Source organism: Campylobacter sp. IFREMER_LSEM_CL2127 (genome assembly GCF_025771745.1).
Classification (GTDB): domain Bacteria; phylum Campylobacterota; class Campylobacteria; order Campylobacterales; family Campylobacteraceae; genus Campylobacter_D.
The window spans coordinates 38,606-60,328 of sequence record NZ_JAKMQV010000005.1; the positions used below are offsets into that span (position 1 = coordinate 38,606).

Here is a 21,723-nt window from a genome sequence, read left to right on the forward strand (position 1 = left end):
AACTTTCTTACTTAGATAAAATATCTGCCTTACCATTTATAATAGCAACACAATGCTCATAATGAGCTGCATTTAAACCATCTTTACTTCCTGCTTCCCAATTACCTTTTAAATGCACCGGTGTACCATCTTTTTGACATACCATAGGCTCTATGCAAAATACCATGCCATTTTTGATTTTAGGTCCACTTTTTGCACTAGCACCTGGTTCTAAATAATTTGGAATTTCAGGCTCACCGTGAGGTTTTTTACCTATACCATGACCACAATAACCTTTCAAAGGCACAAAACCTCTTTTAGTAATAAACTCACCAAGCTCATAAGAAAGCTCTTTAAAACGCATACCCTCTTTGATAATATCTATAGCATAATATAAAGCATCTTTAGCACAAGCAATTAACGCCTCATCAGTAGCTGAAATTTTACCTATAGGTATAGTCCTTGCTGCATCTCCATAGTATCCATCTATGCAAGTACCTACATCAAGACCTAAAATATCGCCTTCTTTTAAAATACGTTCATCGCCTACACCATGAATACAAGCTTGATTAAGCGAGATACAAATACTGCCTGGAAAACCATATAAACCTTTAAAAGATGGTTTTGCACCATGATCAAGTATAAATTCTTCCGCTTTAATATCAATTTCTTTTAAACTCATACCTGGAACTATAATGCCCTCTAGATAATCAAGCGTTCTAGCTACAAGCTCATTTGCTTTGCGTAGTTTTTCTATCTCTGCTGGTTTTTTGATTTCTATCATTTATGTTTTCCTTAAAATTTTTAAAAATTTAGCATTTATGCGCTTTTAAAAGCTTTAAGGAAAAACCTTAAGTTTTACAACTTAAGGTTTTAACATACACTTGTAAGATTAGTAGCTAAACCACCTAAAGAAGTTTCTTTGTATTTTGAGTTCATATCCTTGCCGGTTTCATACATAGTTTTTATAACCTCATCAAGACTTACTTTTGGAGTTGATTTTCTACTCATTGCCATTCTAGCAGCTGAAATAGCTTTAATTGCTCCAAAGGCGTTTCTTTCTATACAAGGAATTTGCACTAAACCACTTACCGGATCACAAGTTAATCCTAAATGGTGTTCCATCGCAATTTCAGCAGCATTACAAGCTATCTTTGCATCAAAACCCATCACAGTGGCCATAGCTCCTGCTGCCATAGAACTTGCACTACCAATTTCAGCTTGACAGCCAGCTTCAGCACCACTTATGCTTGCATTTTTCTTATAAAAAGAACCTATTAACATAGCAGTTAGTAAAAAATTAATAGCCTTTTCATCATTAAAACCAACCGTATGGTTTTTAAGATAAAGCATTACAGCAGGCACAACAGCACAAGCTCCATTGGTTGGAGCAGTTACTACTCTAGCTCCACTTGCATTTTCCTCTGCAATAGCAATAGCATATAAAGAAATAAAATCAATAATCCCCAAAGGATCGCTTGTCATAGCCAAACGCTCATTAAGCCCTTTAGCACGGCGCTTTAAGTGCAAATTTCCTGGAAGAAAATCTGAACTTGGATGAATACCATTATAATAAACTTCTTGCATTACTTCCCAAATTTCTAAACAATAAGCTCTAATTTCTTCTTTGGTATGAAATTGAAGCTCATATTCATAAGAAAGTTTTGCTAGATCCCATGATTTTTCTTCACAAATTTTTAAAGCATCACTTGCATTGTTAACATCAAGTTCTAATTTAGTATGTTTTTGCTCACAAGCCCCATCTTTGTGTTTTTGAAGCTCAGCTTCACTCATAACAAAACCACCACCCACTGAATAATAAATTTCTTCAGCAATGATTTCTCCATTTTCATCATAAGCACTTACTTTTAACCCATTTTCATGTAAAGGTAAAAAGTCTTTTTCAAAAATCAAATCTTTATCATAATCAAAATTTAATTCTTTTTGAGCATTTAAAACCAAAATTTTATCTTGTAAAATTTTATTAAACACACGATCTTGCAAAGCAGCGTTGAGTTCTTTTGCTCTTAAGCCACTCAAACCCCATATAATAGCCTTATCACTTAAATGGCCTTTACCAGTAAGCGATAAAGAGCCATAAAGTTTGATTTGAATTTTTGTAATTTGCGTGATTTTATCTTTAATCTTTTCACAAAACATATTACCCGCTAGCATTGGTCCTAAGGTATGAGAAGATGAAGGACCAACACCAACTTTAAATATACTTAAATTACTACTCATTCACTAACACCTTAAAAAGTATAAATTACAGTGATAATTGTCAAAATACCTGTGATAAATACAAATGCATCTAAAGCTTTATTTTGGAATTTTTTCATTTTAGAAACAGTGTAAATTGCAATCATAGGCATTAAGAATAAGATTGCAGCAATAATTGGACCACCTAAGCTTTCAATAAAACCTAAAATGCTTGGATTTACATAAGCAGTAATTAACATAACAATATACATTACTAAAGTAGAATAAACTGCGATTTTTTTCAAATCAGGGTTTTCATTACCTGCTAATTTGCAACATTTTCTAACTATACCATAAGCACCTTCTCTAGCACCAAAATAATGCCCAAAGAACGAACTAGAAATTGCTAAAAATGCGATTAATGGACCACCATAAGAAATAAATGGATTATCAAGCTTATTAGCAAAATAAGAAAGCACAGGTATGTTTTGCGCTCTAGCTTCAGCAAGTTCAGCTGGAGTTAAAGAAAGCACACAAGATACCACAAAAAACATAACAAAAGCAAGCAACATTACAGAGGTTCTAAGTAAAATTTGATTTGCTTTTTGTACCGAATTTTCAGGATATTCTCTTTTTACACTTAGAGAAAAAGTAGAAATAGCCGGTGAGTGATTAAACGAAAACACTAAAACTGGTAAAGTTAGCCACACTATAGTGATAAATTCTTTCGTACCAGGAATAGCACTAAAACTTTCAAATGACCATTGTGGAATAAGATATAAAGAAAATAAAAACAAAATAGCACATAAAGGATATACAAGCCATTCACATACTTTAGTGATTAATTCTTCACTAAAAAGCATAATAAGCATAAAAATACTTACCAAAACAAAAGCAAAAACTGCTCTATAAAAAGGAAGTAAATTAGCTATAGTTTTTCCTTGCTCATTAACACTTGTTTGATACATAGCACTAATTGCACTTGCAAAAGAACCATTTGGATCTAAAAGTGGTAAGAATTGATTATAAATAAAACTCTCAAAAGTATTAGTTATACCTACACAATATGCTAAACAAATTGGGAAAATTGCAAAGAAATAAAGCACAGAAATAAAAATACTTACTTTTCTACCAAAATACTCTTCAGCCGCATGAGTAATGTCTTTATCATTACCATTTGCTTGGCACACAAAACGACTTAAGGCTCTATGGCTTAAATACACCATTGGAAAAATAATCAAAGCCATCACAACAACTGGCCAAAAACCACCAACACCTGCCTTAATAGGTAAAAATAAAATCCCCGCACCAACTGCAGTCCCAAAAAGAGAAAGCATCCAACGCGTATCAAAAGAATTCCACTTAAGATTATCCACATTTTCTCCTTGTAAAAAATAATAAAAAAAGCTTTTACCTAAAAAAACTTTTTGTATTATTTTACAAATATGCTCTAGTATAATTTGGCATAATTTTTTTTCTTTCATTTAAAGCAACTGCGGCTTCATTTGCAAAATTTGGATTTCTTAGTAATTTTCTACCATAACAAACCAAATCACACACCCCACCCAAAAGCAAAGCCTCGCCTTCACTAGCACTATTTATAAGACCTACACAAGATATAGGAATTTTAACAACTTCTTTTAAGGCCTTAGCATAAGGAGCTTGATAAAGTGGTGCTATGTTTGGCACTAAAGAAGGTTTATTGATATTTCCTCCTGCTGAAACATCTAACATATCAATACCTAATTTTTCTAAAATCAAGGCAAGTTTTTTACTATCTTCTAAATTCCAACCACCTTCTTGCCATTCCGTGGCTGAAATTCTTACAAATAAAGCAACATCAACTTCTTTTTTTATGCGCTTAATGATATCACACAAAAGACGTATTCTATTTTCAAAACTACCCCCATATTCATCACCTCTTTGATTTGATAAAGGCGATAAAAACGAGCTAAGCAAATATCCATGAGCACTATGAAGCTCTACTGCGTCATAACCTGCTTCTTTAGCTCTTTTAGCACTTTGAATAAATTCTTGCTCAATTTGTAAAATTTCATCTTTGCTTAAAACATGAAGTTTGGAAAATTTTTCACTAAAAGCTATATTGCTTGGGGCTTTTGATATGGCTTCTTTACACGAATTTTTACGGCCACTGTGATTTAGCTGAATGGCAATTTTAGCACCAAAATGATGACAAAGCTCAACAAGCTCTTTATGTCCTTGAATTTGAAAATCTCCCCAAAGACCAATATCATTATCAGCTATTTTTGCATTTTCATTAATCGCACAAGCTTGAACTATGATAAGCCCAACACCACCCAAAGCTCTGGCTCCATAATGTATCAGGTGAAATTGATTAATCTTACCATCTAAAACTTGTGTTTCATACATATCCATAGGGGGCATTACAATGCGATTTTTTACATAAAAATTTCCAATCTTTAGCTCACTTAAAAGTAAAGACATAATACCCCTTGAAATATTTTTATAATACTATAATAGAAAAAAATTAATTTTTCTTAAAATACATTGTATTTTTAATTGATATTGTAAAATTTAATAATTAATTATCAAAAAAATATTTTTTGAATATATTTTTTTATCTTAATAATAATATTTCAAATGTTAATTTTTCTATTTTTTGTCAAAGAAAATGAAAATTTAAAATAAAAAAGTGTAAAAACCACACATTTTAATCAAATAAGCTTTTCTCAAAACACTTTAGCATAAAGCTTTTGCGGTGCAAGGGAGAATAACCAAATGCTTTAATCTTTTCTATATGAGCTTTTGTGCCATAACCTTTGTGTTTATCAAAATCATAATGATTATATAATTTAGAAAAATAACACATTTTTTGATCACGACTTACCTTGGCTAATATACTAGCTGCCGAAACTTCTTGTACTTTCATATCAGCTTTAATCATGGTTTTTATACCTAAAACTCCATAATTTAAATTTCCATCATATAAAATCTCATCTTGGTTAAAATGTTTTTTGATGATTTTTAAAGCCAGCTGTAAACACTGACTAAGCCCTAAAGTATCAATCTGCAAAGGCGAAAAAGCAAGGATTAAAAAATTTGAGCTAGAAAGAATTTGCCCATATAATTCTTCTCTTTTTTTTGCGCTTAATTTTTTAGAATCAGCCAAACCATCAATATTTTTTAAAAGCTTGCAAGCTCCTATGTGCATATCTCCAGCCAAAGCCCCGCGTCCAGCCTCATCTACTCCAACTAAAGCCATTATCTTTCCTTTATAATGCTATATTTTTCTACTAAATTTTCTAAAGAATAATTCATATTAGCAGGAGAGCTTGAAGGGAGTTCAAAAAATTCTTGCTCAGGATAAAATTTAGCAAAATATTTACTTGCAACTTTACCTAATACACAAATTTTTTCTATATTTGCCTTATCTAAAATCATATTTATATCATTTGCTTTAGCATAAGAAATAGTTTTATCATCTGAATTTTTTATCTTGCAACTTGCTATAACATCCCAAAGTGCTATATGATTTGCTTTTAAAAAATCTTTTTGAACTTGTACTGTTTTTAACTCACACTCAAATAATATTTCAAAAACACGCCAAAAACGATTTTTGCTATGTTGGTAATAAAAATTTTCTTCTCTTGATTTAATAGATGGGAAAGAACCTAGTATTAAAACTTTTGAGTTTTCATCAAAAAAAGGTTTGAAAGGATGAGTTAGAATTTGCATATTAAACCTTGATAAAAATAAAATATTTTATCATTTTTATCAAGGTTTTTAAAATTATCCTAAAAATTCGCGTTTGAAGTATTCTTTTGGAGCTTTACATAAAGGACAGGCATTTGGTGCTTTTTTACCACGGTGTATATGCCCACAAACTTCACAAACCCATAATTCTTCTACTTCTGAGTTAAAGAAATCTTCTTCTTCAAGCATTTTTTTAAGCGCTAGATATTCTCTTTCATGTTCAATTTCTACTTTACCTATAGCTGTAAATAATCTTGCTATATTTCTTTTACCCTCATCTTCTGCGATTTTTGCAAAATTTGGATACATAGTAGTATGCTCATAATTTTCACCCTCTGCTGCGCAGATTAAATTTTTAGCAGTCTCTTCTAAAGCTTTACCATCTACTAATTCATGATAAGCTTTAAATTCAGCTCTTGCGTGCCATTTTTCGTTTTCTGCAGCTTCTCTAAAATGTTTTGCAATAGCATGCCAACCTTCCTCTTGAGCAATATCTGCAAATAAATCATATTTATTTCTTGCCATAGATTCACCAGCAAAAGCTTTCATTAAATTTACAGCCGTTAAATCTTTAGTAATACACTCCATTTCTTGACCACAGCAGCTAAGCTTTCCACCACCTACATTTTGTACTTCTACTTCATTGCCACATTTTTGGCATTTATAACTTTCATATTGTTTCATTTAATATCCTTGTGATTAATTAAGTAAGATTTTTATTGAAAAATCCGCCCAAATGTTATTTTAGCATTTGGGTGTTAAAGGTTTTAATATTTTAAGAAATATTCTTGGATTTTCTTAGGATCACTTGTTTTAGTTAGTGCAAGCATTAATAATACTCTAGCTTTTTGAGGACTCATATCACCTGTATCAATGAAACCAAGTTTTGCATCAGCATCACTTACTGCAACTCTACCAGCTACTACGCGTGAGCTTACCGCTACATTAAGACCCTTTTTAAGCAACTCTTTTAACACATCTTTTTGATAATCATGAATACTACCAGCACCTGTTCCAGCTACAACTATACCTTTAGTTCCATTTTCAAACAAAGCTTTTGCTGCAACACCGCTACCATCATTTGCATAACTATAAAGAATATCTACTTTTGGTAGTTCTTTTAGTTTGCTAACATCAAATGGGGATTTTTTAGTGTGTAATTTTGTATTAGTATTATAGAAAAATGCTTTTCCATCTACTATATAACCCATATCACCCATATCTGGTGAGCTAAATGCATTTACATTTAAACTATGAGTTTTCATAACGCCTCTAGCACTTTGAATTCTATCATTCATAGCCACCATTACGCCTTTATTTTTTGCTTGAGGATTTGCTGCTAATGCTACAGCGTTGTAAAGATTTTTAGGACCATCTGCACTAATTGCAGTTGATGGGCGCATTGCACCAACCAAAACAACAGGCTTGTCGCTTTTTACGGTTAAATTTAGGAAATATGCGGTTTCTTCCATAGTATCAGTACCATGAGTAATTACAACTCCATCTACATCAGATTTTAAAAGTCTATTAACTTCTTTAGCAAGTTTTAGCCAAATTTCATTTGTCATATCTTTGCTATCAATATTAGCAATTTGATCTCCGCTAATTACTGCCAAATCTTGAATTTGAGGTACTGCCTTAATCAAAGCATCAACCCCCAAAACTCCAGCTGTATAACCTGTAGTAGCTACTGAACTATCAATCGAACCAGCGATGGTTCCACCTGTAGCTAAAATCGCAACTTTTGGTTTTGCTTCCAAAATTCCTGCTCCTAAACTTAGTGCCATAGCTGCACACATTAACATTTTTTTCATGTTAGTCCTTTCATTAGAAATGATAAAGATTATAATGCAACTATGTTTAAATAAAAATAAATTATAAATATAAAAAATACTTTAGTAAATAACCATTAATTTAAAGCCATAAATTTGCAATTTTTTTTAGTTTTTCTACATCACTTGAAGCATAAAATTCAATATTAGCTTCTTCTTGGATTGATGTTAAGTTAAATTCTTGCTGTAATTGCAAAGCTATAGCCTCACCCGAATGAATAAGTTTTGTGTTTTTACCAAAATACTCTTCCAAAGAATGAGCGATTAAGGGAAAATGTGTGCATGCTAAGATTAAAGCATTAGGATGAAATTTGAGCTTATTAAAATAATACTCAAAAGCAGCTTTTAAAAAATCTCCTTGAAAAATCCCTTCTTCAACCATAGGTACAAAAAGCCCCGTTGCTTTTTCTTCCACTTTTAAAAAACCTTCTTTGATTAAAGCTTGTTTATAAGCGTGAGAATCCACGGTAGCTTGTGTTGCAATGACTAATATATTAGAGTTTTTATCTTCTAAAGAGTTTTTAACCGCTAAAACTCCTGCTTCTATAACTCCAAGAACCGGAAATGGTGCATTTGCTTTTAGAATTTCTAAAGCATGTGCACTAACTGTATTGCACGCAATAATAAGCATATCGACTTTTTTTTCTTTGAAAAATTCTAAAGCTTCTAGGGAAAATTTAATGATGGTTTCTTTATCTTTAACCCCATAAGGCACTCTTGCAGTATCCCCATAGTAAATATATTCTTTAAAAAGTTTTGCTTGAAGTAAAGATTTTAAAACACTAAGCCCACCTACACCGCTATCAAAAACGCCTAGTCTCATCAAAATCCTTTAAAAAGGAAGAAAGTAGAAAATCTACTTTCTTATAAGCCTACTGCACTTAAAGTTTGGTATTTATTCATATAAATTTGGGCTTCAATTTTTCTCATTGTATCAAGTGCTACTTGAACTACAATCAAAACAGAAGTTCCGCCAAAATAAAAAGGCACACCAAACAACTTCACAATAAGCCATGGTAATGTAGCTACAAGCCCTAAATAAATAGAACCTGACAAGGTAAGTCTTGACGCTACTTCATTAAGATAATTTGCAGTTCCTTCACCTGGTCTAATACCTGGTATGAAACCACCTTGTCTTTTAAGATTTTCAGCTATATCTTTTGCATTAAATACAATTGATGCATAAAAATACGCAAAGAAAATAACAAGTAAGAATGTTAAAATATGAAAGAAAAATCCATTTGGATTTAAAAAGTCATAAATTTTTAACACATATTCATTTGTACTTGTTTGTAAAATAGTACTTGGAAACATCAAAATCGCACTTGCAAAAATAGGAGGAATAACACCACTTAAGTTGATCTTAATAGGTATATAGTTCATAATGCGTTTGTTTTGATTTTGCATGATTACTTTTCTTGAGTAAGAAATAGGAATTCTTCTTTCTCCAAGTTCTACTACTATAATAGCCCAAATAGTAAGTAAAATTACAACTAAAATGGCAATGATAGTCAAGAAATTCATCTCACCTGTATTTACCAAATTTACTGTTCCACTAATTGCACCTGGAATTGTAGAAACAATACCACCAAAGATGATTAAAGAAATACCATTTCCTATACCGCGTTGAGTGATTTGCTCACCTATCCACATCAAAAGCATGGTACCTGCAAGCATAGAAACAGCAGAAAGTGCGATAAAAGTATTCATATCAATCATAATGGCTGATTGACCTGCTTTTCCATGAAGACTTTGTAAGCCTATAGAAACGCCTATACTTTGTATCAAAGTGATAGCTATAGTAGCATAACGGATAATTTGCATATATTTTTGCATACCATCGCGTTCTTTTTTCATTTTTCCTATATTAGGAAAAGTTGCCGCTAAAAGCTCCATAATAATCGAAGCAGTAATATAAGGCATAATGCCTAGAGAGATGATGCTAAGTCTTTCAGCAGCACCTCCACTAAACATATTAAACAAGCCTAATGCATTAGATGCATTAGAATCAAAAAATTCCTTGATAACACTGACATTAACCCCCGGAACTGGAACATAAGCTAATATTCTATAAGCGAATAAAAAAGCTAATGTTATGAGAATTTTATTTGTCAATGTTTTATTCATTATTTTTGTCCGCTAAAAGTAATCTTCTCGTCTTTAATTTTACTAGCAAGATCTTTAGCGCTTGCTCCAATAAGCTTAACTTTATTTACATTTTTTGAAAGCTTATGAATGCTATTGATTGTTTCAAATGTAATTTCGCTAAGCTCTTTGATTGCTGTGATTTTTTCAACATTAATCACATAAGGTTTTTCAAATTTAGAAGTAAAGCCTACCTTTGGTAAACGTCTTTGAAGTGGTTGTTGACCCCCTTCAAAACCTCTTTTTTCATTATAACCTTTTCTAGCAGTTTGGCCTTTTCCACCTTTAGTAGAAGTTTTACCCATACCACTACCTTGACCACGGCCTATTCTTTTGGTTTTATGTGTTGAACCTGGTGCTTTTGTTAAATTCATTGATTATCCTTTAAGCATTGTAAGTGCTTTGATAGTAGCACGCACAACATTTGCTGAATTATTTGAACCTAAAGACTTAGTTAAAATGTCTTTAATACCTGCAAGTTCCACGATAGGACGTGTTGAACCACCTGCAATAACCCCTGTACCTTCGCTTGCTGGTTTAAGTAAAATTCTACTTGCGTTGTATTTTACTTCTACATCATGAGGGATAGTTGAACCTTTTGTTTTAACTTCAACAATGTTTTTAAAAGCATCATCAACTGCTTTTCTTATAGCATCTGGAACTTCTTTAGCTTTTCCATAGCCCACACCAACTAAACCTTTTCTATTTCCAACGATAACTAAAGCAGTAAATCTAAATCTTCTACCACCTTTAACAACCTTAGTAACCCTGCCGATATCGACGATTACTTCTTCAAATTCTTCTCTATTATATTTTTCCATCGATCTTCCTTTTGGGTTATAGTTTGATTCCGTTTTCTCTTAGTGCTTCAGCTAAAGCTGCAATCACACCATGGTATAAATAACCATTTCTATCAAACACTGCTTCTTCTATGTTTTTAGCTTTTAAAACTTTTGCAAATTCAGCTGCTATTTTTTTAGCGCCTTCTTTATTTGCTTTAACACCAATTTTTCTTCCATCTACTGCTGCTAAAGTTACTGCTTTAACATCATCGATAGCTTGGATATATAAAGTTCTGTTTGATTTGAAAACAGAAACTCTTGGAAGAGCTTGTGTTCCTGAAATTTTTGCTCTAATTCTTTTTTTTCTTTTAATTCTTAAAGATATTTTTCTTTTTAATACATTTGCTCTCATATTCTATCCTTACTTCTTAGATGTCTTACCAGCTTTGCGGATAATACGCTCATCTGAATATTTAACACCTTTTCCTTTGTAAGGCTCAGGTGGTCTAAATTCACGAATTTGAGCAGCAACTTGACCTACCACTTGTTTATCACTACCTTTGATAATAACATTGTTTTTATCAACAGTAATTTCTATGCCTTCTGGAATAGCATAGTTGATAGGATGAGAAAAACCTAAAGCAAGTTCAAGAACTTTACCTTTTAACGCAGCTTTATAACCAACACCGTTGATTTCTAAAGTTTTGCTAAAACCATCAGTTAAACCGATGATGATGTTTTGAGCTAAAGCTCTATAAGTTCCCCAATAAGCTCTACTTTGTCTATCTTCACCTTTAGGAGAGAAAAGAATTTGTCCTTCTTTAATCTCAACATTAACATTTGCTTTTGTATCAAGCTCTTTTGCTAAATTTCCTTTTTTGAATTTTAGCAAGTTACCTTCTAATTTTACTTCTACTCCACTTGGAATAGCAACTGGTTGTTTACCTATACGAGACATTCATTTTTCCTTTTTACTTGTCTACGATATGACTACTTTATAAGAATGGATACCGAATACCATAAAAAGTAGAAACTCTTACCAAATAGTACATAAAACTTCGCCGCCAACGCCCGCTTTGTAAGCTTCGTCGTTAGCTAAAACACCTTTTGAAGTGCTTACTACGATAGTACCATAACCGTTTTTAAATCTTTTGATCTCATCTTTGCCTTTATAAACACGACGACCAGGTTTAGAAATACGCTTAACTTCGTTAATTACGCTTTTACCTTTTTCATCGTATTTTAAAACTACATTGATGAATTTCTTTTTATCCTCTTCAATAACATTAAAGCTTTCAATATAGCCTTTAGCTTGGAAAATTCCAAGTAAAGCTTCGATAACTTTAGAATGCAAAAGTTGAGTAGTTTCTAATCTTCTCATCCCTGCATTTCTAATTCTTGTTAGTGAATCTGAAATTAAATCATTTATCATGGTTCTTTCCTCTTACCAACTTGCTTTTTTAAGACCAGGAATTAAACCTTCATTTGCCATTTTTCTTAAGCAAACTCTACAAATTCCAAAATCTCTATAAACTGAATGTGGTCTTCCACAAATTTGGCATCTAGTATACCCTCTAACGCTAAATTTAGGTTTGCGGGCAGCTTTTGCAATCATTGATTTTTTAGCCATATTACTTTCCTTTTGCAAATGGCACGCCAAATAATTCTAATAATTTTTGTGCCTCTTTATCTGATTTTGCTGTTGTAACGATAGAAATGTTCATACCATGAGTTCTTAAGATTTTATCATATTCAACTTCTGGGAACATTAACTGCTCATCTAAACCAAAGTTATAGTTTCCTCTTCCATCAAAACCATCTCTTGGAAGACCTCTAAAGTCTTTAACACGAGGAAGAGCTATAGTAATAAGCTTATCTAAGAAAGCATACATATTGTCTTTTCTTAATGTTACCATTACACCTACTGGGAAGCCTTCTCTCACTTTAAAACCAGCAACTGATTTTTTAGCTTTTGTGATAACTGCTTTTTGTCCAGCAATCAATGAAATAGTATCTGCAACATTTTGTAATACTTTTTGATCTTTTGCTAATTCCCCAGCACCTACGCTGATTACAACTTTTTCAATAAAAGGAATAAGCATAGGATTTTTGATATCAAATTCTTTTACTAAAGCAGGTTTGATATTTTGAGTATATTTTTCTTTCAATCTCATCATCTTATTCTCCTGCCTTTGCTACATTTGAAATATCCATTGGCATTTCTTTATTGATAAAACCGCCATTTGGATTTTTATCACTTGGCTTAACAGCTTTTTTAGCGATTTTACAACCCTCAACAATTACTTTATTTGTTTTAGGAAATACTGCTAAAACTTTACCTGTTTTGCCTTTGTCATCGCCTGCGATAACTTTTACCATATCATTCTTTTTAATTTTTAATTTCATTACAACACCTCCGGTGCCAGTGAAACAATTTTCATAAAGCCACCATATCTTACTTCACGACCTACTGGTCCAAAAATACGTGTTCCGATAGGCTCTCTTTTAGCATCAAGAATAACTGCTGCATTTTCATCAAAACGAATTAAAGAACCATTATCTCTATGAATTTCTTTTTTAGTTCTAACGATAACTGCTTTTACTACTTGACCTTTTTTAACTTTACCATTTGGTAGAGCTTTTTTTACAGATGCAACGATTACATCACCAACAGTAGCGTATCTTCTTTTACTACCACCTAAAACCTTAATACACATTAATTCTTTTGCACCGCTATTATCAGCAACTGCAAGCCTAGTAAAACTTTGAATCATTACTCAACTCCTGCTGATACTATAGTTTTTAAGCGAAATGATTTTCTCTTAGAAAGTGGTCTACATTCAATAGCAACTACAGTATTTCCCACTTTAAGCTCATTTCTTTCATCATGAATTAAATATTTTTTAAAGCGTTTTACGATTTTTCTGTATTTTGGGTGAACCACTTTTCTTTCAACCAAAATTGTTGCTGTTTTATCTCCAGCAATTTGAACAACAACGCCTTGAATTTCTCTTTTAAATGCCATTTTCTATCCTTATTTTAAAGCGCTAATTGCAGTATTGATTCTAGCGATGTCTTTTTTAACTTCGCTAATTTCTTTAGGATTAGTTAGCTGCATTGTTTTTAGCTTTTGTCTTAAAGTAAATAAAAGCACCTTTTTTTCTTTTAGCATTGTTGCAAGCTCACCTGCTGTTTTATCTTTAATCTCAGTATATTTCATTTTGGCTCTCTCTTGTAACAAACTTAGTTTTAAATGGCAATTTGTGCATCGCTAAAGTTAAAGCTTGTCTTGCCATTTCTTCATTAACCCCTGCCATTTCATAAATGATACGACCTGGTTTAATGTTCATTACCCATTCCTCAACTGCACCTTTACCTTTACCCATACGAGTTTCTAAAGGTTTTTTAGTTAGAGGTTTATCTGGGAAAACTCTAATCCAAGTTTTACCTTGTCTTTTTACAAAACGAGTTAAAGCAATACGAGCTGCTTCGATTTGACGTGAATTGATACGGCCAGCTTCAGTTGCTTTTAGGGCAAAATCACCAAAAGTAAATTCAATCCCTCTGTTGGCATAACCTCTGTTACGCCCTTTCATCATTTTACGATATTTTGTTCTTTTTGGCATTAACATGATTATTTACCTCTTCTTGCTCTTCTAGTTTTTTTAGCTGGAGCGTTTTCTTCGGTTTTTTCAGGTTGAACACCCTTTTGTAAAACTTCACCTTTGAAGATCCATACTTTAATACCTATGTTTCCATAAGTAGTATGTGCTTCTGCAAAGCCATAATCGATTTTTGCTCTTAAAGTGTGAAGTGGAACACGACCTTCTAAGTACCATTCAGTTCTTGCCATTTCAGCACCACCTAAACGGCCTGAAACTGAAACTTTAATCCCTTTAGCACCTGCTTTTTGCGCTCCTTGAATTACTTTTTTCATTGCTCTTCTAAAAGCAATTCTTTTCTCAAGTTGAGTAGCAACACTTTCAGCTGCAAGCTGAGCTGAAGCACCTGCTTTTCTTTCTTCTTTGATATTGATATTAACTTCTTTTTTGATTAAATCTTGAAGTTCTTTTCTTAAAATATCAACATCACTACCTTTTTTACCAATAATAATCCCTGGTCTTGCAGCTACAACAGTTACTCTTAATTTTTTCGCTGTTCTTTCTACAAGAATTTGGCTAATTCCTGCATAATAAAGTTTTCTTTTTAAGAAAGTTCTGATTTTATAATCTTCACCAATATTTTCTGCTAAATTAGCTTTTGTAGGAAACCATCTTGATTCCCAATTTCTATTAATTCCTAGTCTTAAACCAATCGGATTTACTTTTTGTCCCATATTAGCTTTCCTTTTTCACTGATGCTTTTTTAGCTTTTGTAGTTTTTTCAGCACTTGCTTCTACTTTACTAACTTCTACCAAAATGTGTGAAGTTGGCTTTCTAATACGACTAGCACTTCCTCTAGCTCTTGGTCTAAATCTTTTTAAAACCGCACCAGCATCAACACGACAACTTGAAACAACAACTTCATTTGCTTCAAATCCGCCATTTGCTACAGCACTTGAAATAGCATTTGCTATAAATTTAGCACCTTTATTTGGCATAAATTTCAAACTAGCTAATGCAAGCTCTGCATTCATACCTTGAACTTCTCTAGCAATCAATCTCGCTTTAGTTGGAGATAATCTTATGAATTTAATTAACGCTCTACTCATAAATCTCCCTTACTTACCTATTTTTTTCTGAACAGAGCCTTTGTGACCCTTGAATGTTCTAGTAGGTGCAAATTCACCTAATTTGTAACCGATATGATTTTCAGTAACATATACTGGGATAAAGCTTTTTCCATTATGAACATTAAAAGTTAAACCTATCATATCAGGTATAATAGTGCTGCGTCTTGACCAAGTTTTAATTGGCTTACCATCGTTAGCTTTTTTAGCAGCGATGACTTTTTTCATTACATGGTCATCAACAAAAGGACCTTTTTTTAGTGACCTAGCCATCTTACTTTCCTTTTCTTCTTGAAATTATTAGCTTATCGCTAGCTTTTTTACGGCGAGTTTTAGCACCTTTAGTTGGTTTACCCCATGGAGTAACTGGATGACGGCCTGAATTTTTCTTACCTTCACCCCCACCGTGCGGGTGATCAACTGGGTTCATCGCAGAACCTCTTGTTTGAGGACGAATACCTCTATGGCGATTTCTACCAGCTTTACCAATAGTCACGTTTGACCATTCTTCATTACCAACTTCACCGATACTTGCCATACATTCAGCTAAAACTTGTCTCATTTCACCACTTGCAAGTCTTAAGATAACGTATTTTTCTTCTTTACCCATTAATTGAGCATAAGCACCCGCTGAACGGATCATTTGACCGCCTTTGCCTGGTTTTAACTCGATATTGTGTACGATAGTACCCACTGGGATATTTCTTAATTTCATTGCATTACCTGGTTTAATGTCAAGTCCGCTTTCAGCAGCACAAACAACATCACCAACACTTAAACCTTTTGGTTGTAAGATGTATCTTTTTTCACCATCTCTATAAGAGATTAATGCAATACGACAATTTCTGTATGGATCATACTCGATTGCTTCAACTTTACCTTCAATACCAAATTTTCTTCTTTTAAAATCTATAATTCTGTAAAGTTTTTTAGCACCTGCTTCTTTATGACGGCTTGTGATTCTACCATTATTGTTACGACCTGCATGAGCTGGAAGTTTTACAAGTAATGAACGTACACTAGCTTTTGCTGTGATATCATCAGAGCTTACACCTGTGATATATCTTCTACTTGGAGTATATGGTTTATAAGTTTTAATTGCCATCTTATGCCTCCGAACTTTCTAAGCTCACACCTTCTGGTAGCTTAACATAGAATTTTTTAAAGCTATTTCTTTGACCTTCACGACCTCTAAAACGCTTTACTTTTCCATCCATTTTTAAAGAATTAATTCTTACTGGAGTTACACCAAAATATTCTCTTAAAACTTCTTTTAGACCATTTTTAGTCATTTTTGGAGAAGTTTGAATAACTACAACACCTTGCTCTTGAAGGTTTAAGCTTTTTTCAGTGTAAAGTATTGTTTTTATATCAGTAATATCTGCCATTTTAACCCTCTTTTACGATAGATTCAAGCGCTGCTTTTTCAATGATAACAGCATTAAATACAGATACTAAATAAGCATTTACTTCGCTAATATCAACTACATAGCAATTTGCTAAGTTTCTAAAAGCAAGAAGTGTTTTTTCATCTAGTAAATCTTTTACAATTAAAGCATCTTTTAAACCAAGCTTTTTAATAACTGCATTTGCATCTTTTGTTTTACCGCTTTCAATGCTTAAACTATCTACTGAGAATAATGCATTGTTTTGTGCTTTATCAGCCAATGCTCTTTCAAGCGCTAAACGTTTTTGTTTTTTATTAACTTTTTGGAAATAGTTACGATTGTTTGTAGGACCAAATGCCACAGCACCACCAACCCAAACATTCGTTCTTGTTGAACCTGCTCTTGCACCACCACGACCTTTTTGTCTCCATGGTTTTTTACCACCACCGCTTACATCGCTTCTACCTTTAGTATGAGCTGTGTTTGCTCTAAGGCTAGCAAGATAAGATTTTACATATAAATAAAGGTTGTGAGGATTAACTTCTGCATATTTTGCTGGAAGATCGAGTTCACTAGCTTTTTCAAATTTATCATTTAAAACAGTTACTTTACTCATTTTGCAATCCTTATTTTACCCATAGCACCATTAAATCCTGGTACTGCACCTTTTACTACTAAGATGCCATTTTCTTCATCAAATGAAACTACTTCATTTTTAACAGTAACTTTTACATTACCATAATGACCTGCCATTTTCATACCTGGTTGAACACGACCTGGCCATTCGCGGTTACCGATTGATCCGTGACGTCTGTGGAATCTTGAACCGTGACTTGCAGGACCTCCGGCAAATCCATGTCTTTTAACAACCCCACTATAACCTCTACCTTTAGAATTAAAGCTTACTTTTAAAATAGAAGCTTCTTTTAAAGGATTAAGATCAATATCACCTGCTTCTGTGTTTGCTACTTCTAAAGAAGCAAATCTATTATATTCAGCTGAAAGATTGTATTTTTTTTGCTGACCTGCAATGCATTTATTATTTGCTTTGCCTTTTACATAAGCAACCAAAGCTTTTCCATTTTCTACTTCACATACTTTAGTTTGAACAAGTTTAAGTAAGGTTACAGGAATGCTTGGTGTGCTGATTGTTCTACTCATACCAATTTTTTCTACAATGTATTCCATATTCTATCCTTATTTACCCATAGCTCTTACTTCAACATTGACCTCTGGAGCCAAGTCAAGCTTAGTGAGTGAATCTACTGTATCTGGAGTAGCTGCTACAATATCAAGCATACGAGCATGAATTCTCATCTCAAATTGTTCGCGTGAATCTTTATTGATGTGTGGAGATTTCAAAACTGTGTATCTTTTGATTTTTGTAGGCATTGGCACTGGACCTCTGATGTCAGCACCTGTTCTTTTAACAGCTTCTACAATTGCTGCAACTGTGCGATCTAGAACTCTGTGGTCATAAGCTTTTAGCTTAAGCCTGATTCTTTCCATATTTTTTCCTTTGTAAAGAACTCGTTAGACCCATAAGAATCTAACCACCATATAAAATGATGTTGAGATTATATAAAAACATACTTTGCTATGTCAAGAAATTTATACATTTTTTTTAATTATTTTCCTTTTAAAAAGGATAAAAATTAAATTTTATAAAATTTATCAGATTTTTTATGCATTAAGAAAATCTAAGAAAAAATATAGTATGATTTCAAAATCTAAAGGGGCATTAGCTCAGCTGGGAGAGCACAACGCTGGCAGCGTTGGGGTCAGCGGTTCGAACCCGCTATGCTCCACCATTTAGTATAAAGAAATCTATGAAATCACTACAATTTTTTTACGATAATTACCCAAAATTTCAAAAATTTGATGAAAGAAAAATTCAAATCCAAACCCATAAAAACATCATCATAAAAGGTGGTTTTGCAAGTGGTAAGAAAAATTTGATTTTAAATTTTTTATCTTTGTATAAAAGTGAAAATATACTCTTTATTGATTGTGATGATTTAAAATTTCAAGCAAGTGCTTTAATAAGTTTAAATTCGTTTTTAACTTATAATCCACAAATTAAATTTTTAGCACTTTGTAACTTTACTCATGATTTTGACTTTGCTAGTTTAAAACATCTTAATTTGCAAATCATAATAAGCGTTTGTGATAGTAATTTTTGCTTAGATCAGTTTGAAGAACTTCATTTAGATTATTTAGACTTTGAAGAATTTTTAAGCCTAAACAAAAAATATGCTGATACTAAAACCATGGTAAGTTATTTTTTACATACAGGACGCAATGTGATTTTAAATCACAACTTTAACACAAACTCATCATACTTAAAAAGCTTTTATACCCCATTAGAGCTTACTATACTCAAACAAATTGCCTTAGAACTTGGGAGTGAATTTAGCGTTAATGAGTTATTAAAAACTCTAAAAAACAGTATAAAAATTTCCAAAGATACCTTATATAAAAGCATAGAAAAACTGGAATCAAACTACACTTTGTATTTTGTAAAAAATCTTGAAAAGAATTTAAAAAAAGTATATTTTTGGGACTTTTCACTAAAAAATTCTCTAAGCATACAAAAAGACTTTAGTACTTTGTTTGAAAATTTAATTTTAAGTGAGTTGTTTAAATTTAAACAAGAAATTTTTTATACTAAGCATTTTGATTTTTACTTACCAAGTCTTAAAAATGCATTTTTATGCTCACCCTTTAAAGATAAAGATTTACTTAGTTTAAAAGTCAAAAAAATCCTTAGTAAAAATCAACTTGCACTTTCGACTATTTATATCATCACGCTTTCACAAAGAGATGAGTTTTTCATTGAGGGGGTGCGCGTGATGATTTTACCTTTTGATGAGTGGGCCTTGGGTAATTAATCTAACTCATCAAGCTTATATTGCTCGATGATAGATAAAATAAGCTTAGTGTAATTACTTTTAATCTCTGAATATTTTTCTAAATGACTTGCCGCTTCTTTACCATCAAGTTTTTCATTTTGATTTATAGCATCCCACCGCCAAGCTCTAAATTCCTTATAAGCATCGTGGCGATTTAAATTAAGCAAGTACGAATCCACACTTTCTTGTAAGCTATCAAATATACGAATTTTGTGAGTTTTACCCTCGCCTCTTTCCTTTGGCACTAAACCTTTTTCACCCCAAGTCCATTCTCCAAATAAATTATTTGCCTCTTTAGCAAAGCGACTTGTACCAGTTGCACTTTCAATAATAGCTTGAGCTATAGCTAAAGACTTTGGAACCTTTTGGACACGCATTTGGTATTCTTTGTGATCATATAAATTTTTAACACGGTATTTTTCCTTCAAAGACCATAGTTTTTGCACAGAATTAGTATTTAGCTTTCTAAAATTATTCTTTATAGCTTCTTTAAAGAAAAATTCTATAAATTCTTTTTCCTTTTCTATCTCTTTAAAAGAAACATCCAATAAAGCATTGATTTTTTTGATAAAAACCTCACGCTTTTCTTTTATACTTAAAGCATAATATTGCTCATCAAAACCTGCTATAAATTCAGCTTTTAAAAATAAAACACTACTAAGCAAAATTATAATCAGCTTCAAAACAGCACTTTACCTTTCCTCTAAAAAATATTTGATCCTCTTCTAATCTAAAATACAAACTTTCATTACTTTTTGGCTTTACCAAAATATCATCTTTTACTTCTTGATTTAAATACGCTAGATAAAAACAAGCCCCCATACCCGTACCACAAGCCAAAGTCTCATCTTCTACCCCGCGTTCATAAGTTCTAACTCTTATAAATTCATCATCTTCTACTTTAGCAAAGTTAACATTTGCATTGTATCTTTTACGCACTTCTTTACATAAATTTACATCAAATTCGTTTAAATCATCAACAAAGGTTACTATATGCGGAACACCAGTATTACAGCCTTGCCAAATTCTACCTTTATACTCAAAAGCTTCTTTAATATCCTTTACCCCGCTAAGTTTGATTTCAACTATATCATCATCAACAAAAGATTTTATAAGTCCTGCACCGGTTAAGAAATTTAAATATTGAGATTTTTTCAAATAATGATGAGCAAAATGAGCTGCTGCGCGTGAGCCATTACCGCACATACTTGCCTTGCTCCCATCACAATTATAAAATTCCCATTCAAAATCATATCTATCATGAGGCACAACTACTATAAGCCCATCAGCGCCTATGCCTTCATAACGATTACAAAGAATTTTAGCTAATTCGCTACGATCTTTTTTTTCACTATCTGCAAACACCACAAAATCATTCCCGCTAGCACAGTACTTGTAAAATTTCATTTTTCAACCTTTAAAGTGTGTTTTAAAAAATTTAGCACATTTTTCTCAAAATTTTCATAACCTGAGGTATTTTTTATCACAAAATCTGCTTTTTTTAGTTTTTCTTCTATATCAAGTTGTAAATTAATTCTTTTTAAAGCTTCGTTTTCATCTAAATTATCTCTTTGCATTAATCTTTGAAGCAAAAGTTCTTTTGGAGCATAAATTAATATACTTTTTCCTAAATTTTGATAGTGATTATTTTCAAAAAATAAAGGCAGTTCTATAAAAAAAGCCTTGTTTTTTTTATCTAAAATTTGAGCTTTTTGTAAAATAACTTCTTTGATTTTAGGATGTAAAAAATCTTCTAGCTTTTTTTTAGCATTTAAGTCATTAAATACAATAGTTCCAAGTTTTTTTCTATCTATTTTTCCTGCTATGATTAAATCATCGTTATCAAAAAGCTTAGCTATGGAATTTGCATTTTCATTTAAAAGCTCATGAGCTATCACATCTGCGCTTAAAGTATCAAAACCCAAATTTTGAACTATTTTTATAAAGCTTGACTTTCCACCTGCTATACTTGAAGTTACAAAATAAGCATTTTGCATAATTTAGCCTTAAAACATTTTTAG

34 protein-coding genes and 1 tRNA gene are annotated in these 21,723 nt (G+C 32.3%); 2 read left to right on the plus strand and 33 right to left on the minus strand.

Annotation, left to right across the window (positions count from 1 at the left end; all coding sequences use genetic code 11):
- Positions 1-7: 7 nt before the first annotated feature.
- The 30 genes from map to rpsJ form a co-directional block, all read right to left on the minus strand.
- The gene (gene map, locus L8V77_RS04750) at positions 8-763 is read right to left on the minus strand and encodes a type I methionyl aminopeptidase (protein ID WP_263706953.1); all 756 of its coding nucleotides are present in this window, start codon (positions 761-763) and stop codon (positions 8-10) included.
- Positions 764-852: 89 nt separating this feature from the next.
- On the minus strand, positions 853-2,220 hold the full coding sequence (locus L8V77_RS04755; RefSeq protein WP_263682900.1) for an L-serine ammonia-lyase: 1,368 nt from the start codon (positions 2,218-2,220) through the stop codon (positions 853-855).
- Positions 2,221-2,231: 11 nt separating this feature from the next.
- Positions 2,232-3,515 (minus strand): aromatic amino acid transport family protein, encoded by a 1,284-nt coding sequence (locus tag L8V77_RS04760; protein ID WP_412175141.1) that lies wholly within the window; start codon positions 3,513-3,515, stop codon positions 2,232-2,234.
- 100 nt (positions 3,516-3,615) lie between these two features.
- The gene (locus L8V77_RS04765; RefSeq protein WP_263706956.1) at positions 3,616-4,644 is read right to left on the minus strand and encodes a tRNA-dihydrouridine synthase; all 1,029 of its coding nucleotides are present in this window, start codon (positions 4,642-4,644) and stop codon (positions 3,616-3,618) included.
- A gap of 226 nt (positions 4,645-4,870) precedes the next feature.
- Positions 4,871-5,422: a ribonuclease HII gene (locus L8V77_RS04770; protein WP_263682895.1), complete on the minus strand. Its 552-nt coding sequence runs from the start codon at positions 5,420-5,422 to the stop codon at positions 4,871-4,873.
- Complete coding sequence (locus L8V77_RS04775) at positions 5,422-5,895, minus strand: DNA-deoxyinosine glycosylase (RefSeq protein ID WP_263706959.1); 474 nt, start codon at positions 5,893-5,895, stop codon at positions 5,422-5,424. Before L8V77_RS04775 ends, L8V77_RS04770 begins: the two co-directional genes overlap by 1 nt.
- Positions 5,896-5,949: 54 nt before the next feature.
- Entirely contained in the window at positions 5,950-6,597 is a 648-nt protein-coding gene (locus tag L8V77_RS04780; RefSeq protein WP_012660833.1) for a ferritin family protein, read from the minus strand.
- A gap of 83 nt (positions 6,598-6,680) precedes the next feature.
- Positions 6,681-7,712 carry a type II asparaginase gene (locus tag L8V77_RS04785; protein WP_256374651.1) on the minus strand — a complete coding sequence of 344 codons (1,032 nt, stop codon included), beginning with the start codon at positions 7,710-7,712 and terminating at the stop codon, positions 6,681-6,683.
- A gap of 115 nt (positions 7,713-7,827) precedes the next feature.
- Positions 7,828-8,568 carry a glutamate racemase gene (murI, locus tag L8V77_RS04790; RefSeq protein ID WP_263663720.1) on the minus strand — a complete coding sequence of 247 codons (741 nt, stop codon included), beginning with the start codon at positions 8,566-8,568 and terminating at the stop codon, positions 7,828-7,830.
- A 41-nt stretch (positions 8,569-8,609) separates the two neighbouring features.
- Complete coding sequence (gene secY, locus L8V77_RS04795; protein ID WP_039667833.1) at positions 8,610-9,872, minus strand: preprotein translocase subunit SecY; 1,263 nt, start codon at positions 9,870-9,872, stop codon at positions 8,610-8,612.
- Positions 9,872-10,264 (minus strand): 50S ribosomal protein L15, encoded by a 393-nt coding sequence (gene rplO, locus L8V77_RS04800; protein ID WP_039617163.1) that lies wholly within the window; start codon positions 10,262-10,264, stop codon positions 9,872-9,874. The genes secY and rplO overlap by 1 nt, the downstream gene beginning before the upstream one ends.
- Positions 10,265-10,267: 3 nt before the next feature.
- Positions 10,268-10,711 (minus strand): 30S ribosomal protein S5, encoded by a 444-nt coding sequence (rpsE, locus tag L8V77_RS04805; RefSeq protein ID WP_039617161.1) that lies wholly within the window; start codon positions 10,709-10,711, stop codon positions 10,268-10,270.
- Between the two features lie 16 nt (positions 10,712-10,727).
- On the minus strand, positions 10,728-11,084 hold the full coding sequence (gene rplR / locus L8V77_RS04810; protein WP_039617157.1) for a 50S ribosomal protein L18: 357 nt from the start codon (positions 11,082-11,084) through the stop codon (positions 10,728-10,730).
- A 9-nt stretch (positions 11,085-11,093) separates the two neighbouring features.
- Complete coding sequence (gene rplF / locus L8V77_RS04815) at positions 11,094-11,630, minus strand: 50S ribosomal protein L6 (RefSeq protein ID WP_039617154.1); 537 nt, start codon at positions 11,628-11,630, stop codon at positions 11,094-11,096.
- A 78-nt stretch (positions 11,631-11,708) separates the two neighbouring features.
- Complete coding sequence (rpsH, locus tag L8V77_RS04820) at positions 11,709-12,104, minus strand: 30S ribosomal protein S8 (protein ID WP_039617152.1); 396 nt, start codon at positions 12,102-12,104, stop codon at positions 11,709-11,711.
- Between the two features lie 12 nt (positions 12,105-12,116).
- Positions 12,117-12,302: a type Z 30S ribosomal protein S14 gene (locus L8V77_RS04825; RefSeq protein WP_012660824.1), complete on the minus strand. Its 186-nt coding sequence runs from the start codon at positions 12,300-12,302 to the stop codon at positions 12,117-12,119.
- A 1-nt stretch (position 12,303) separates the two neighbouring features.
- A complete protein-coding gene (rplE, locus tag L8V77_RS04830; protein ID WP_012660823.1) occupies positions 12,304-12,849 on the minus strand; it encodes a 50S ribosomal protein L5 in 546 nt (181 codons plus the stop codon).
- Between the two features lies 1 nt (position 12,850).
- Positions 12,851-13,078: a 50S ribosomal protein L24 gene (gene rplX, locus L8V77_RS04835; RefSeq protein WP_012660822.1), complete on the minus strand. Its 228-nt coding sequence runs from the start codon at positions 13,076-13,078 to the stop codon at positions 12,851-12,853.
- Positions 13,078-13,446 (minus strand): 50S ribosomal protein L14, encoded by a 369-nt coding sequence (gene rplN / locus L8V77_RS04840; protein ID WP_012660821.1) that lies wholly within the window; start codon positions 13,444-13,446, stop codon positions 13,078-13,080. The genes rplX and rplN overlap by 1 nt, the downstream gene beginning before the upstream one ends.
- A complete protein-coding gene (rpsQ, locus tag L8V77_RS04845) occupies positions 13,446-13,697 on the minus strand; it encodes a 30S ribosomal protein S17 (protein WP_039617148.1) in 252 nt (83 codons plus the stop codon). Before rpsQ ends, rplN begins: the two co-directional genes overlap by 1 nt.
- Positions 13,698-13,706: 9 nt before the next feature.
- Positions 13,707-13,892, minus strand: coding sequence for a 50S ribosomal protein L29 (gene rpmC / locus L8V77_RS04850; RefSeq protein WP_012660819.1), 186 nt, complete (start codon positions 13,890-13,892; stop codon positions 13,707-13,709).
- Positions 13,879-14,304, minus strand: coding sequence for a 50S ribosomal protein L16 (gene rplP, locus L8V77_RS04855; protein WP_263706961.1), 426 nt, complete (start codon positions 14,302-14,304; stop codon positions 13,879-13,881). The genes rpmC and rplP overlap by 14 nt, the downstream gene beginning before the upstream one ends.
- A gap of 2 nt (positions 14,305-14,306) precedes the next feature.
- Positions 14,307-15,008, minus strand: coding sequence for a 30S ribosomal protein S3 (gene rpsC, locus L8V77_RS04860; RefSeq protein ID WP_039617145.1), 702 nt, complete (start codon positions 15,006-15,008; stop codon positions 14,307-14,309).
- A gap of 1 nt (position 15,009) precedes the next feature.
- Positions 15,010-15,384, minus strand: coding sequence for a 50S ribosomal protein L22 (gene rplV / locus L8V77_RS04865; protein ID WP_039617143.1), 375 nt, complete (start codon positions 15,382-15,384; stop codon positions 15,010-15,012).
- Between the two features lie 9 nt (positions 15,385-15,393).
- On the minus strand, positions 15,394-15,675 hold the full coding sequence (gene rpsS, locus L8V77_RS04870) for a 30S ribosomal protein S19 (RefSeq protein ID WP_039617142.1): 282 nt from the start codon (positions 15,673-15,675) through the stop codon (positions 15,394-15,396).
- A 1-nt stretch (position 15,676) separates the two neighbouring features.
- Complete coding sequence (gene rplB, locus L8V77_RS04875; RefSeq protein ID WP_039617141.1) at positions 15,677-16,507, minus strand: 50S ribosomal protein L2; 831 nt, start codon at positions 16,505-16,507, stop codon at positions 15,677-15,679.
- A 1-nt stretch (position 16,508) separates the two neighbouring features.
- Positions 16,509-16,790 carry a 50S ribosomal protein L23 gene (locus tag L8V77_RS04880; protein ID WP_039617139.1) on the minus strand — a complete coding sequence of 94 codons (282 nt, stop codon included), beginning with the start codon at positions 16,788-16,790 and terminating at the stop codon, positions 16,509-16,511.
- A 1-nt stretch (position 16,791) separates the two neighbouring features.
- Entirely contained in the window at positions 16,792-17,406 is a 615-nt protein-coding gene (gene rplD / locus L8V77_RS04885) for a 50S ribosomal protein L4 (RefSeq protein WP_039617137.1), read from the minus strand.
- Complete coding sequence (gene rplC / locus L8V77_RS04890; RefSeq protein ID WP_012660811.1) at positions 17,403-17,978, minus strand: 50S ribosomal protein L3; 576 nt, start codon at positions 17,976-17,978, stop codon at positions 17,403-17,405. The genes rplD and rplC overlap by 4 nt, the downstream gene beginning before the upstream one ends.
- 9 nt (positions 17,979-17,987) lie before the next feature.
- Positions 17,988-18,299 (minus strand): 30S ribosomal protein S10, encoded by a 312-nt coding sequence (gene rpsJ / locus L8V77_RS04895; protein WP_012660810.1) that lies wholly within the window; start codon positions 18,297-18,299, stop codon positions 17,988-17,990.
- A 226-nt stretch (positions 18,300-18,525) separates the two neighbouring features.
- On the opposite strand from rpsJ, the gene L8V77_RS04900 reads away from it, so the two are divergent.
- Positions 18,526-18,601 (plus strand) — tRNA-Ala (locus L8V77_RS04900).
- An 18-nt stretch (positions 18,602-18,619) separates the two neighbouring features.
- Positions 18,620-19,681 (plus strand): ATP-binding protein, encoded by a 1,062-nt coding sequence (locus L8V77_RS04905; protein WP_263706962.1) that lies wholly within the window; start codon positions 18,620-18,622, stop codon positions 19,679-19,681.
- Here L8V77_RS04905 and L8V77_RS04910 read toward each other — a convergent pair.
- From L8V77_RS04910 to coaE, 3 genes are read right to left on the minus strand one after another with little or no spacing between them, the layout of a single operon-like run.
- Positions 19,678-20,385 carry a glucosaminidase domain-containing protein gene (locus tag L8V77_RS04910; protein WP_263706963.1) on the minus strand — a complete coding sequence of 236 codons (708 nt, stop codon included), beginning with the start codon at positions 20,383-20,385 and terminating at the stop codon, positions 19,678-19,680. The two genes, L8V77_RS04905 and L8V77_RS04910, sit on opposite strands and share 4 nt — an antisense overlap.
- Complete coding sequence (dapF, locus tag L8V77_RS04915) at positions 20,360-21,109, minus strand: diaminopimelate epimerase (RefSeq protein WP_263663716.1); 750 nt, start codon at positions 21,107-21,109, stop codon at positions 20,360-20,362. Before dapF ends, L8V77_RS04910 begins: the two co-directional genes overlap by 26 nt.
- Positions 21,106-21,699, minus strand: a complete 594-nt coding sequence (gene coaE, locus L8V77_RS04920; RefSeq protein WP_263706965.1) for a dephospho-CoA kinase — start codon at positions 21,697-21,699, stop codon at positions 21,106-21,108. The genes dapF and coaE overlap by 4 nt, the downstream gene beginning before the upstream one ends.
- Positions 21,700-21,723 lie beyond the last annotated feature (24 nt).